Raw genomic sequence first — 12,768 nt, 5'->3', positions numbered from 1 at the left:
TTCCGCGTGGTGTCCTATGCTTGTAGCAGCGATTTTCGTCATCTTCCCCTTCTGCATGGCCTTTGCCGCAGTGTCCGACATGGTGTCGATGACCATCGCCAACCGCGTCTCCATCCTGCTCATCGCTGCCTTTGCCGCTCTGGCGCCGTTCACCGGCTTGGCCTGGCCGGAGATCGGCATGCATTTTGCCGCCGGCGCGGCGGTGCTGGCCGTCACCTTCGTGCTTTTCGCCATCGGCGGCATGGGCGGGGGCGATGCCAAGCTCCTGGCGGCCACCGCGGTGTGGTTCGGCTTCAGCCTCGGGCTGGTGAACTATCTGGTGATCTCCGCGCTCGCCGGCGGCGTCCTCACCATCGCCCTCCTGATCTTCCGCAAGTCCAACCTTTCCATGCTGGCCGGCAACAACGTGCTCCTGCGCCATTTCGCCGACGAGAAGGCCGGCATCCCCTACGGCATCGCCCTCGGCCTCGGCGGACTTCTGACCTATGGCGAAACGCCCCTGATGCAATGGGCCATCGCCCGCCTGGCGGGCTAGAGCAATTCCAGGAAAAGTGGAAACCGGTTTTCCGTCCGGAATTGCGACAAGACAATGAGTTAGATCAGTTCATCGATTCCATGAAACGATGAGCTGGTCTAGGCGCGAAACCGCACCGGCGGCAGCCCCTGGATGCCGACGTCCACCGCCAGCAAGCGCCCCGCCAGCGGCTGCGTTCGCGGCGCATCCTCGCCCAGCCCTTCGCTGATCGTCGTGATGAAGATCGTGGTCAGATCCGCCCCGCCGAAGGCAAGCTTCGAGGGCCGCTGCACGGGAAGGCGGACGATCAGGTCGAGTTCGCCCGAGGGGGTGTAGCGCAGAAGCTGCCAGCCCGCGGCGGCGGCGACCCAGTAGCAGCCGGCGGCATCCACCGCCGCCCCGTCCGGCCGGCCGAGTTCCTCGCCGAGCTGCACGAAAGGCCGCTTCTCGCCCACCTCGCCGCCCGGATCATAGCGTGCGCACCACACCTGCCGCCGTGTGCGATAGGTGTCGGCCCAGTAGACCGTGCCGCCATCCGGGCTGAAGGCGATACCATTGGGGACATAGAGGCCGGTGTCGAGCGTTTCCGCCGCTCCGCGCCCGGCGATGCGGTAGAGCGTGCCGACAGGCTCAAAGCTGATCTCCGGCAGGTGCATGGTGCCGACCAGTAGCCGCCCCTGGCGGTCGCAGCCGGCATCGTTGGTGCGTGTGGCCGGATTGTCCGCTTCGAGCGCCAGGAAATCCTCCCACGCGCCGGTTGCCGGGTCGAGGCGCAGGATGCCGTTCTCCTGGCCGACCAGCCATGTGCCGTCGTTAGCCGGCTGCACGAAACCCGTCTGCTCGGGAAACGCCCATTCGTCCGTGCGCCCACTGCCGATATGGGTGCGCAGCACCTTGCGGCCGAGGATATCCACCCACAAAAGCGCCTCGTCCTCCGCCGACCAGCAAGCGCTTTCGCCGAGCACGGCCTTCGCCTCGCCGACGCACTCCACGTCCGGGTTGAGTACTTTCGTCATCCGTCGCCTACCTGAGATTGGAGGGTAATGCGCCTGGCGGCGCAAAGGTGACGGTATTGAAGACCCGCCGACCGCCGTCAAGCGGCATCGAGGCGCGAGGCGCGCAGCATGCCTTTTTCCTCCAGCACCGGATAGGCGCTCGAAGTCAGCAGCGAATTGATCTGCTTCAGGTCGCGGATCGTGTCGAGATGCAGTGCGCTGGTCTCGATGCTGTCGCTCTGCCGCTGGCGCAGCCGCTCGAAATGGTGCTTGCTCGTCTCCTTTTCGCGCTCGCGCAGCCGATCCTTCTCCTCGACCAGCTGGCGCGCCGTCTGCTTGTCCCGCGACACCAGTACGTTGAAGGCCAGCCGCGCGTTCGCCAGCACGGCTGCGTGGAAGGCCGAGACCTCGCGCCAGCCTTCGGGCGTGAACGCCAGCCCCCGATCGTGCTTCTTGCGCACATGGACGAGCATGTTGCGCACGATGATGTCGCCGGCCTGTTCGAGCTTTATGGAGGCGCCGAGCAGTTCCTGCACGCGCCGGGCCTCCTTGTCGCTCAAAGTGGTCGAGGCCATCTCCGCCAGATACAGCTTGATGGCCGCGTGGCGCCGGTCGATCTTGTCGTCGAGCGCGGCCAGCGCCTCCGCGCCCTCGGGGCTGTAGTTCTCGTAAAGGTCGATGATCCGCATCAGCATCACCTCCACCGTCTCGCACAGGCGCACCACGGCGCGCGTCGCGTTGGCGAGCGCCTCGGCCGGCCTTTGCAGCGCATCCGGGTCGAGGGTGCTGACCTCGGTCTCGAAGGGCACTTCGTCGCTGCCATGCGTCGGAGCGCCGCTCCGCAGGAGGATCGCTTCGGCGGCGCGGCGGACGAGCGGCGCCAGCGGAAGGCCGAGTACGACCACCATCAGGTTGAAGGCGATGTGCGCATGGATCGCCTGAGAGGCCGGGCCGCCGCCAAGGAGGGCGGGCGAGGGCGCGAGCATGACGAAGGCAACAACGGCGGTAAGGGCGAACAGGCCGCGCAGCATCAGATTGCCCACCGGCACGGCACGCGCTGCCGCCGGCATCGTCTTCGAAAGCGCCATGGCGATCAGCCCCGCCCCGAGATTGGCTCCGAGCACCAGAACGATCGCCAGCTCGGCGGGCATGACGCCCCGCGCGGCAAGCGCCGCTATCAGCAGCACCGCGGCAACGCTGGAATGGAAGAGCCAGGTCACGATGGCCGCGATCAGGAAGGCTATTCCGGGATCCTGGGCGAGATAGCCGGTGATGACCGGCAGGATCGTGCTTTCGCGCAGCGGCTCCGACGCCTCGCCGATCATCTGCAGCGACAGGAGCAGGAGCCCCAGCCCCACGAGGATGCGCCCGACCTGGCGCCATGTCCGCCGCTCGGTGGCGAGAAAGATGGTGGTGCCCGCGAACAGGCACACCGGGATCAGCAGACCGAGATCGAAGCTCAGGATCCGCACGACGAAAGCCGAGCCGAGATCGGCGCCGAGCACGGCGGAAAGGCCCGCCGTTCCGCCGACGATACCGGAGCCGACAAACGAGCCGACGAGAAGGCTCACGGCGGTCGAGCTTTGCAGGGCGACGGCCATACTCGTGCCGGCCATGACGGCGATCAGCGGGTTCTTCAGCGCGCGCCGCAGCTTTTGCCGCAGAATGTCGCCATAGGCGCGGGTAACGCCGGTTCGCACCATCCGTGTTGCCCACAGGAGCAGCGCCACCGCGCCGGCAAGATGCGCGATCACCAGCGTTCCGCTCATCGCGCCTTCCCTTTTCTCATGGCATGCATGTCCGGCTCCCTGCAGCGCGAGCCGCCGCCTCGTGCATTCAGTGAATGCGCCCGGCGATCAATGTGTTCCGGCAATAGCGCCGCTACCGCCGCCGCCGGGAGCGTCCCGCATCGCGCCGCGGATGGCAAGGCGGTCTGTCACGGCCGCCGGCATCATCCAGTTCGGCTCCTGGCCGACGATACGGTCGAGGAACGGAATGGCCATGGCCGGCATGTCGGCGGCGTTCTCCTTGAACGACCACCAGAAGCGGATTTCGTCGACGCATGCCGCAAGAGGCTTCGCCTTCCCGAACTCCTGCTCGTAAATGGCCATGATGCCGGAGATGCAGAAGCTCGTGTAGAGAAAACCCTCGGGCCAGAAATGCGCGATCTCGGCCGTCTCGGCAAGGTCCTCGGGCACCTCATTGCGCCCGCTGCCGGCGACATGCCGCGCAGGGTGCTCGCGCAGAAGCTCGCAGAGGATCGCGCCGGCACCGAAGACGATGACGTCGGGGCGGGCAATCCCGGCATACGGCCGCGCGCGCTCCAGCGCTTCCAGCCAGTTGAAGAAGGCGCGCGCCAGCTTCACGTCGTCGATCTCGTAGCGGATGCCGAAGGCGGAACGCACCTGCTCGGCGTTCTTGCGGAAGGCGACGCGGAACCACCGCCATTGCCGCAGCCGATGGCGCAAATCCGGAAGTGATGCCAACGCGTCGTGAAACATGATGCCCATTATGCCCTCCTTGCATCGGTGGCGCCAGCGCAGGCACACTCTTCAGATGCAATTCTCGCTCTTTTTATACATATTGACAACTTAGAAAACAGATGTTCTTGTGTCGCATGGAGGAACGGCGCTGCGCGAAGTGCAGCCTGGGGAGGTTTTCAATGGCAATCTGGCAATGGGCGATCCTTGCCCTGGCGGCGGTATGGGCCCTGCAGTCCTTCGGCGTGTGGCTGCAGATGCGCCACTACACCGACGTGATGAAGGGCATCTCCAACAAGTATTCCGAAGGCTTTGTCGGCGCCGGCAACGCCAAGGGCAGGCTCGGCAAGGGCGTCATCGTGCTCGTCGTCGTGGACAAGGCGCTGCGGGTCGAGCGGTTCCTTGAGATGAGCGGCCGGTCTGTCTTCGCGAAGTTCGCGCGGGTACCCGAATACGAGGGGCTCCCGCTCGATGCATTGCGGGACGCTTCCGGCCCGCTCAGCCAGGCCGACGCCGGCCTCGCCGTGGCGACGGCACGCGCCATCGAGCAGATAGACAAGGCACGGGGAGCGGGCGAGGAGGCCACGCCGGCCGCGCTGAGAACAGCGGAGAATAGGGCTTAGCAAGCGTCGCGGGCGGGTGTACCGCGAAAAAAGGGAGGTGACATGACCATTCTATCTATTCTGTCGCAACATGCCGACATGGCCACGGCAGGCCTGTCGCATGCGGGCGGCCTCGTATCGGAAGCCGTCATGCACGGCAAACAGGCCGTCGATCACGGCGGAAGCGACCTGATCGTTCTCGCTCAGGCGGAGGGCGGCATTTCGGTCGAGGAATTCCGCGAGCGGCTGCAGGCAGTCGAGCAGGAGGAGCAGGTCGGGTGGCTGTCCGCCGCCGGGCGCTACTTCATCGGCATCTTCCAGAAGGGCGGCGAGGTGTTCGCCGGCTTCGTAACCGGTATCATCCCCACCCTGGTGGTGCTGATGACGGCCTTCTACGCGCTCACCGAGCTGATCGGCGAAAAGCGTGTGCACGGCGCCGCCCAGTGGGCCGGCCGCATTGCACTGACGCGCTACACCGTCCTGCCGGTGATCGCCGTCTTCTTCCTGACCAATCCGATGGCCTACACCTTCGGCACTTTCCTGGAGGAGAAGCACAAGCCGGCCTTCTACGATGCGGCCGTCTCCTATGTGCATCCGCCGCTGGGCCTTTTCCCGCACGTCAATCCGGGAGAATATTTCGTGTGGGGCGGCATCCTGGTCGCGTTGCTTGAGCTTGAGCGCAACGGTGCCGTGCCGACCGGCTATCACATCAACGTCGCCATCTGGTACGCCATCGTCGGCCTCCTCGTCATCTTGCTCAAGGGCATCCTGACCGAGCGCATCACGATGATCATGGCGCGCCGCCAGGGCGTCGAGCTCTAAGGGGCGGGGAGGGGAAAATGGTGAAGATCAAGGAATTCACGGCCGTAAAGGTCTCCAAGGGTGCCGGTGGCTGGGGCGGACCTCTGGTCATCAAGCCGACCATCGAGCGCAGCAAGATCGTCTCGATCACCGGCGGCAAGATCCACCCCGTCGCCCACCGCCTCGCCGAAATGACGGGCGCCGATGTGGTCGACGGCTTCCGCGCCCCGCCGGTCGAAGGCGAGATCGCGGCGGTGGTGGTCGACTGCGGGGGCACGGCGCGCTGCGGCGTCTACCCGCGCAAGCGCATTCCCACCGTCAACGTGATGCCGGTCGGCCAGGCCGGCCCGCTCGCCCAGTTCATCACCGAGGACATCTACGTCTCCGGCGTCACGCCGGACGACATGGCGCCGGCGGATGCGGGCGAAGCGGCGGCCACGGCGGGTGCCACGGGCGGTATGGCGGCCAAGCCCGCGGCCGATTTCTCCACCCCCTCGGCCGCGCCGAAGGTAGCTCAGGAGGACGGCGGCGGCATCATCGGGCTCATCAGCTCGATCGGCCGCGTGATGGGGCGCGTTGTCGGCATCTTCTTCAATGCCGGCCGCAGGACCATCGACCAGGTGGTGCGCAACGTCCTGCCCTTCATGGCCTTCGTGACCATGCTGATCGGCCTCATCCTCTATACGGGCATCGGCGATCTGCTCGCCCAGCCCATGGGGCCGCTCGCCAACAACATCGTCGGCCTCCTGATCATCTCGGCCATCTGCGGCCTGCCGTTCCTGTCGCCGGTGCTGGGTCCGGGGGCGGTCATCGCCCAGGTGATCGGCGTTGCCATCATCGGCCCCCAGATCGCCAATGGCACAATCGCCCCGGCCATGGCACTGCCGGCTCTGTTCGCCTACAACACGCAGGTCGGCTGCGACTTCGTGCCGGTTGGCCTGGCGCTCGGCGAGGCCAAGCCGAAGACGATCGAGATCGGCGTGCCGGCGGTGCTGGTCAGCCGCCAGTTCATGGGCCCGGTCTCGGTGCTCATCGCCTGGGTGGCAAGCCTGTTCGTTCTGTAAGTGTAAGGAAGAAGAGGTCCTTCATGACGATCCATTACAAGACCCGGTTGACGAGCATCGGGCCCGAAGTGGCGGACCTCGCCGAGGGCGGCGTCCTCATCCTGTTCGCCGATGGCGCGCCGCCCGAGCTTGCCGAAGTCTCGGCTCTGCACGCAGCGGAGGGGCCGGCCGGCCCCCCGCCGGCCGTCGGCTCAACCATCCGCATCGGCGATCTCGCCGCAACCGTGACGGCGGTCGGCGAGACGGCCTGGGCCAAGGTGACCGACATGGGCCACGTGGTCTTCAGCTTCAACGGCGCTTCCAAGGCTGAACGTCCGGGCGAAATCTGCGTCGGCGCGATCGACGGCGCGGACCTCGCCGCGCGGCTCAGATCCGGCACCGACATCATCATAGAGAGCGCCGGCTGAAGCCGGCCGACGGCCTGCAGGGAACGGACCATGGAGCGCTCGGCAATCGTCAGAGTGAAGGAAGGGCTGCACGCCCGCCCGGCGGCGCGCTTCGTGAAGCTCGCCAGAGCCTTCCAATCGGATGTCGAGATCGCCAAGGGCGGCAAGATCGTCAGCGCCAAGAGCTCCGTCAAGCTGATGCTGTTGACGGTCAAGGAAGGCGACGAGGTGAAGCTCAAGGTCCGCGGTCCCGACGAGACAGAGGCCATGGGCATGCTCATCGCCTATCTGGAAAACCCGCAGGCCGGGCTTGACGAGGAGCCCGGACAACAACCGCCGTCCACCACCGCGGCGACTGACGATGCACCCCACCTGCCGGGCGGACACAAGGGCGCCGCCGCCAGCGCGGGCGCCGCACTCGGCGCCGTGTTCCCCTATTTCCCGCCGACGCTCGAACCCGTTGGCGCGGACATTCCGCCTGCCGAGCGGGAGGCCGAGAAGGCCCGCCTGCGGATGGCTGTCGCCGCTGTCACCGGCCGCATGGAATCCATGATTGCCGCCGCGCCCGGATCAGCCGATGCCGAGATCGTCAGGGCGCTGATAGAACTCGCCAGCGACGAGGACCTCATCGCCCGCGCCGAGGAAACCATCGGCCGTGGGCTCGACGCCGTCTCGGCCACGCTGGCGGCGGGCGAGGTCCTCGCGGTGGAGTTCGAGGGTCTGGACGATCCCTATATGAAGGCGCGTGCCGGGGACCTTCACGCGGTGACGCGCCAGATCTGCCTGGCGCTGACGGAGAAGGAGGATGTGGATCTTTCCGGAGTGCCGGAAGGGGCGATCCTGGTGGCCGAGGACATCGGCGCCTTCGAATTGGCGCGCGCGCCGCTCCACCGCATCGCCGGCATCCTGTGCGGGCAGGGCGGCGCCACCTCCCATGTCGCCATCATCGCCCGTAACCACGGCATTCCCGCCGTCCTGGGGCTCGGCTCCGCCATTGAGGCCTTCCGCACCGCCCGGCGGGCCGCCCTCGATGGCAGCCGTGGCCTCGTCTTTGCCGACCCCGAAGAGGCGCTCGAACGCGATTTCGCCGCCCGCATCGCCCGCCAGGAGGAGGAGAGGCAGGCGCTTACCGCCTATGTCGACCATAAGCCGGTTCTGGCCGGTGGCCGGGCGATCACCATCGCCGCCAATCTCGGCTCGCTCTCAGAGATCGACAACGCGCGCGCCGTCGGCGCCATGGGCGTAGGGCTCTTCCGCACCGAGATCATGTTCATGGCCCACCCGATGCTCCCCTCCGAGGAGGAGCAATACGAGACCTACGCAGCGCTCGCCGCCGCCTTCGCGCCGGAAGAGGTGATCGTGCGCACACTCGACATCGGCGGTGACAAGCCCGTGGCCGGCATCGATTTCCCGGAAGAGGAAAACCCGTTCCTCGGCTGGCGCGGCATCCGCATGTGCCTCGACCGCCCGGCGGTCTTCAAGCCCCAGCTCCGAGCGCTGCTCAGAGCCAACCACGAGGGCAACCTCAAGGTGATGCTGCCCATGGTGTCGACCCTCGATGAGCTGCGCCGCACGCGCACCTTGATCGAGGAATGCGAAGCCGAACTCGAGCGAGAGGGCGAGGCCTTCCGCCGCTTCGCCCTCGGCGTGATGATCGAGACGCCGGCCGCGGTGCTGATCGCGCCGGAGCTTGCGGCCGAATCCGCCTTCTTCTCCATCGGCACGAACGACCTCACCCAGTACATCATGGCCGCCGACCGGCTCAACATGTCGGTGGCCGCGCTCGGCGACGTATCAAACCCGGCGATTATGCGAGCAATCGAGTTGACCGCCAAGGCAGGCGTCGAGGCGGGCATCATGGTGGGCATCTGCGGCGAGGCGGCGGCGGATACGACGCTCATCCCGCGGTTTCTGGAGATGGGGATAAGCGAGCTCAGCATGAGCCCTGCCGCCGTGCTGGCGGCCAAGAAGGCAGTGGTGGAGTATACTGCCAAGGGCTGAGGTGGCGCTATTTCCTTCCAGGCCAGCGCGATTCCAGCCGCCCTACGGCAGATGCGGCGCGAGCTTCACGTAAATCTCCGTTAACCGCTCTTCCGCCTCGCTTGCGCTCATCGCGTTTTCCAGCTCCTCCTGCCGCGCCAGCGCTGCCGTGACGGTGCCGTCGATCAATTCCGCCTGCGCGCTCACCTCGGCGTTCGTCCACGCCACGGCAACCGCCAGGCCGATGACCGCATAGCCAAAATCGACAATCTCGGCCTTCCGGCGGCCCGGGCCGCCGGTGAGCGCGAGTATGACCGGCTCGCGCCGCGCCAACTCCAGGGCCAGGCGCGCGGCAAGCTGGCAGGCCGCCTGCTCGTCGCCGTTGCGCGCCGCCGCCGCAAGCGTGGCGCTGCCCCGCTCCAGCGCGTGATGCGCGTCTCCCAGGCGCGACTCGTGGATCAGCGGATCGGAAAGGCCGAGCGCGGCGAGGATGCCCTTGGCAAGCCCGTAGATATCCCGCTTGAACTGCGCCGCGCCCTGCATGCCGCCGGGCGCGAAATGAAGCCGCGGGTCGAAGAGGCCGCTTTCCTTCCGGTGCGGCCGCAACGGCGGCGGAGCGAAGGAGACGGCGATCGTCTCGGCCTGGGTAAGGGCGGTATCGGAGAGCCGCGCCACCTCGCGCAGCAATTCCCGCGGGGCGGCCGTCAGTGGCTGGCGGCTGAGGGCGACATCCCTCGAAACGCCGCCGGCGGCGAGCCGGCGCACCACATGACGGGCGTCGCGCACGCGGTCCCTGACCACGCTTGCCAACTCCTCACCCAGTCCGCCGAGGGGCGCGCTCCCTTTTTCGTCGGGGTTCTCAACCATGGCTCTTGTTGCTATCCATCGAAGGGCATACCGAAAATAGATTTCGCAAAACAATTTAGCGGGGATCGGCGCCGTTGCGAAGAAGGAACTGGCCGCCGGCGACACGTCAGGGGAGATTTCGTTGGCAGGACGGCAGAGCAGGGGCGGCGGCAAGGCAAGAAACTCGGCGGCCGCCGAGATGACCGGCGACCGAGCTGCCGCGCCGTCACGCTCCGATCGAACGCGCCTGCGCGCCGCCTGGATGTATTACATCGAACAGATGACCCAGAGCGACATCGCCGATGTGCTGGGCGTCGGCCGCGTCACGGTCGTGCGCATGCTGGCGGAAGCCCGGCTGCGCAACGAGGTGAAGATCGCCATCGAAGGCGAGCTGGTCGAAATCGTCGCGCTGGAGCGCCGGCTGGAAAAGCGTTTCGGCCTAGAGCGCGCCATCGTGGCGCCGGCCTCCAGCCCCGAGGCCGACGTCACCCCCGCCATCGGCGCGGCCACGGGGCGGTATCTTTCCGAGGCCGTCGAATCCGGCTTAAGGGTCGGCGTCGGCTGGGGCCGCACGCTCCTGAACTGCCTTCCCTTCCTCACCGGGCGCCAGCTCGAAGACCTGCAGGTCATTTCGCTTCTGGGCGGCATCATCCATGCGCGCCGGTTCAACCCGGCCGAGTTCGCCTGGCAATTCGCCCAGGCCTTTCGCGGCAACGCCTATCTCATCCCGGCACCGGCGCTGGTCGACAGCGCCGAGACGCGGCAGGCACTGATCGAGCGCTGCGGCCTGAAGGATATCTTCGAGATGGCCAGCGCCCTGGATATGGTGGTCTTGAGCGTCGGCGGCCTGGCCGCCGCCACGACGACCACGCATCAGGTGGGCTTCCTGACGGAGGAGCAACTGGATTCGCTGAAGGCGGCCGGTGCGGTGGGCGACATCCTCTTTCATTTCATCGACCGTCAGGGCCGGATCGTCGACCATCCGCTCAACGATCTCGTCATGTCCGTCGGCCTCGACAAGCTCCGTCACGGCAAGCGGCGGATCCTCACCTCGGGTGGCGCCGACAAGACCGAGGCGCTGTTCGGCGCCCTGGCGGTGATCGAGCCGCATGTCCTGATCACCGATGAGTTCTCAGCCCGCCGGCTGCTCGAGGCGAAGGATTAGCGATTCCAGGAAAAAGTGAGAGCTGGGGGCGCCGGCCCTACTCGAAATCCTCCGGATCGAAGACATACTCCTTCGAGCAGAACTCGCAGTTGACACGGATGATGCCGTCTTCCGTGCTCTCCTCGATCTCTTCGGCCGTGAAACCATCGAGGATGGCTTTGATCTTGTCGCGCGAGCAGGAGCACTCGTCCTTCACGTCCACGCCCTCGTAGACGCGCACGCCCTGCTCGTGGAACAGGCGGTAAAGCAGGCGCTCAGTGCCGACGGTGGGGTCGAGCAGTTCGTCCGGCTCCACCGTCTCCAAAAGCGCCAGCGCTTCCTGCCAGGCGTTGTCTTCCGGGTGGCCGTTGCCGTTGTCGTCCTCATCGCCGTCGCCGCCCGGCAGGTCGGCCATGCGGCTGCGCTCGGGCGCGGCGGGCAGGAACTGCAGGATGAGGCCGCCGGCGCGCCAGCGCTCCGCGCCGCTGTCGCCCGGCACCACGATGCGGGCGACGCCGAGCCGCACCTCGGTGGGGATCTGCTCCGACTGGCGGAAATAGGTGCGCGCGACGTCCTCCAGCGTGGAGCCGTTGAGCTCCACGACGCCCTGATAGCGCTGGGTATGCTCGCCCTGGTCGATGGTGAGCGCCAGCACGCCGACGCCAAGCAGCGCCTCGGGCGAAGCCTCCCCCTCGGCGATAGCCTCGTCCAGGCGTTCCTGATCGAAGCGCGCATAGGCGCGCACGGAGCCGGGGGTGGCAAAGTCGGCCACCAGCATGTCGACCGGCCCGTCCGTGCGCGTTTGGACGATGAACTTGCCGTCGAACTTGAGCGAACTGCCGAGCAGCACGGTGAGCACGATCACCTCGGCGAGCAGGCGCGCCACCGGTTCGGGATAGTCGTGCCGCGCAAGGATCTGGTCGAGCATCGGGCCGACCTGGACGGCGCGGCCGCGCACGTCCAGCGCCTCCACGTCGAAAGGCACCACGTGGTCATCGCCGGCGAAGCCGAACTCTCCCAGTCTGATGTTCTGCTCGCTCACGGATTGAGGCACCAGGCAAGAACCGCTTTCTGCGCATGAAGACGGTTTTCCGCCTCGTCGAAGACCACCGAGTGCGGCCCGTCGATGACGGCGTCCGTCACCTCCTCGCCGCGGTGCGCCGGCAGGCAGTGCATGAACAGGGCATCGTCCTTGGCGTGACGCATGAGTTCTTCGTTCACCTGATAGGGCTGGAACACATTATGGCCACGGGCGCGATGCTCCTGGCCCATGGAAACCCAGGTGTCGGTGACCACGCAATCGGCATCCCGCACCGCCTCCTCGGGCGAATGGGAGATCGCGACACGGCCGCCGTTGGCCTTGGCCCACTCGATATAGTGCGGTTCCGGCTCGCTGCCCGCGGGTACGGCGACGTTTAGCCGGAAGCCGAAGCGGGCGGAGGCTTCCAGCATGGAGTGCAGCACGTTGTTGCCGTCGCCGGTCCAGGCGAAGAGCCGGTCCTTCACGCTGCCGCGATGCTCCTCGAAGGTCATGATATCGGCCATGATCTGGCAAGGATGCGTGTCGTCGGTGAGCCCGTTGATGACGGGCACCGTGGCATTCTCCGCCAGCTCCATAAGCCGGTCATGGGTGGTGGTGCGGATCATGATGGCGTCGACATAGCGCGACAGCACCTTGGCCGTGTCGGCAATGGTCTCGCTGCGGCCGAGCTGCATTTCCGCGCCCGTCAGCATGATGGTTTCGCCGCCGAGCTGGCGCATGCCGACATCGAAGGAAACGCGCGTGCGCGTCGACGGTTTGTCGAAGATCATCGCCAGCACCTTGCCGGCGAAAGGCTTTTCGCGCTCGCCTGCCTTCAGCTTTTCCTTACGCGTACGCGCGTCGTCGAGCATGAAGCGCAGATCGCCGGCGGAGACGGCGGAAATGTCGATGAAATGGCGTGGGCTCGTCATGGG

At 66.7% G+C, this 12,768-nt stretch carries 13 protein-coding genes; 7 read left to right on the top strand and 6 right to left on the bottom strand.

What is annotated here, in order from left to right; genetic code table 11:
• The first annotated feature begins 16 nt into the window (after positions 1–16).
• The gene (locus GPJ75_RS20135) at positions 17–535 is read left to right on the top strand and encodes an A24 family peptidase (RefSeq protein WP_163270627.1); all 519 of its coding nucleotides are present in this window, start codon (positions 17–19) and stop codon (positions 533–535) included.
• Between the two features lie 98 nt (positions 536–633).
• Here the strand turns inward: GPJ75_RS20135 and GPJ75_RS20130 are convergent, their stop codons facing one another.
• The 3 genes from GPJ75_RS20130 to GPJ75_RS20120 form a co-directional block, all read right to left on the bottom strand.
• The gene (locus GPJ75_RS20130; protein ID WP_163270625.1) at positions 634–1,530 is read right to left on the bottom strand and encodes an SMP-30/gluconolactonase/LRE family protein; all 897 of its coding nucleotides are present in this window, start codon (positions 1,528–1,530) and stop codon (positions 634–636) included.
• Between the two features lie 77 nt (positions 1,531–1,607).
• Positions 1,608–3,278, bottom strand: a complete 1,671-nt coding sequence (locus GPJ75_RS20125; RefSeq protein ID WP_163270623.1) for a Na/Pi cotransporter family protein — start codon at positions 3,276–3,278, stop codon at positions 1,608–1,610.
• An 87-nt stretch (positions 3,279–3,365) separates the two neighbouring features.
• A complete protein-coding gene (locus GPJ75_RS20120; protein ID WP_246249143.1) occupies positions 3,366–4,019 on the bottom strand; it encodes a hypothetical protein in 654 nt (217 codons plus the stop codon).
• Between the two features lie 152 nt (positions 4,020–4,171).
• Here GPJ75_RS20120 and GPJ75_RS20115 point away from each other — a divergent pair, with 152 nt between their 5' ends.
• The 5 genes from GPJ75_RS20115 to ptsP are packed head-to-tail and all read left to right on the top strand — an operon-like array spanning position 4,172 to position 8,843.
• The gene (locus GPJ75_RS20115; RefSeq protein WP_163270621.1) at positions 4,172–4,612 is read left to right on the top strand and encodes a transcriptional regulator GutM; all 441 of its coding nucleotides are present in this window, start codon (positions 4,172–4,174) and stop codon (positions 4,610–4,612) included.
• 42 nt (positions 4,613–4,654) lie between these two features.
• Positions 4,655–5,413 carry a PTS glucitol/sorbitol transporter subunit IIC gene (gene srlA / locus GPJ75_RS20110; RefSeq protein ID WP_163270619.1) on the top strand — a complete coding sequence of 253 codons (759 nt, stop codon included), beginning with the start codon at positions 4,655–4,657 and terminating at the stop codon, positions 5,411–5,413.
• A gap of 17 nt (positions 5,414–5,430) precedes the next feature.
• The gene (srlE, locus tag GPJ75_RS20105) at positions 5,431–6,456 is read left to right on the top strand and encodes a PTS glucitol/sorbitol transporter subunit IIB (protein ID WP_163270617.1); all 1,026 of its coding nucleotides are present in this window, start codon (positions 5,431–5,433) and stop codon (positions 6,454–6,456) included.
• Positions 6,457–6,479: 23 nt separating this feature from the next.
• Positions 6,480–6,863: a PTS glucitol/sorbitol transporter subunit IIA gene (locus GPJ75_RS20100; RefSeq protein WP_163270615.1), complete on the top strand. Its 384-nt coding sequence runs from the start codon at positions 6,480–6,482 to the stop codon at positions 6,861–6,863.
• A gap of 30 nt (positions 6,864–6,893) precedes the next feature.
• Entirely contained in the window at positions 6,894–8,843 is a 1,950-nt protein-coding gene (ptsP, locus tag GPJ75_RS20095) for a phosphoenolpyruvate--protein phosphotransferase (RefSeq protein ID WP_163270613.1), read from the top strand.
• Between the two features lie 42 nt (positions 8,844–8,885).
• On the opposite strand, the gene GPJ75_RS20090 is transcribed toward ptsP, so the two are convergent.
• Complete coding sequence (locus GPJ75_RS20090; RefSeq protein ID WP_163270611.1) at positions 8,886–9,689, bottom strand: hypothetical protein; 804 nt, start codon at positions 9,687–9,689, stop codon at positions 8,886–8,888.
• A 121-nt stretch (positions 9,690–9,810) separates the two neighbouring features.
• Between GPJ75_RS20090 and GPJ75_RS20085 the strand changes: the two genes are divergently transcribed.
• Complete coding sequence (locus GPJ75_RS20085) at positions 9,811–10,833, top strand: sugar-binding transcriptional regulator (protein WP_425483174.1); 1,023 nt, start codon at positions 9,811–9,813, stop codon at positions 10,831–10,833.
• Between the two features lie 37 nt (positions 10,834–10,870).
• Here the strand turns inward: GPJ75_RS20085 and GPJ75_RS20080 are convergent, their stop codons facing one another.
• Both GPJ75_RS20080 and argF read right to left on the bottom strand, forming a co-directional pair.
• On the bottom strand, positions 10,871–11,854 hold the full coding sequence (locus tag GPJ75_RS20080) for an Hsp33 family molecular chaperone (protein WP_205602588.1): 984 nt from the start codon (positions 11,852–11,854) through the stop codon (positions 10,871–10,873).
• Entirely contained in the window at positions 11,851–12,765 is a 915-nt protein-coding gene (argF, locus tag GPJ75_RS20075; RefSeq protein ID WP_163270609.1) for an ornithine carbamoyltransferase, read from the bottom strand. The genes GPJ75_RS20080 and argF overlap by 4 nt, the downstream gene beginning before the upstream one ends.
• Positions 12,766–12,768: the final 3 nt, after the last annotated feature.

Origin of the sequence: Chelativorans alearensis (assembly GCF_010993735.1) — a bacterium.
Classification (GTDB): Bacteria; Pseudomonadota; Alphaproteobacteria; order Rhizobiales; family Rhizobiaceae; genus Chelativorans; species Chelativorans alearense.
The sequence above is the reverse complement of the archived record's forward strand: the minus strand, read 5'-3'. Positions and strand labels throughout refer to the sequence as shown.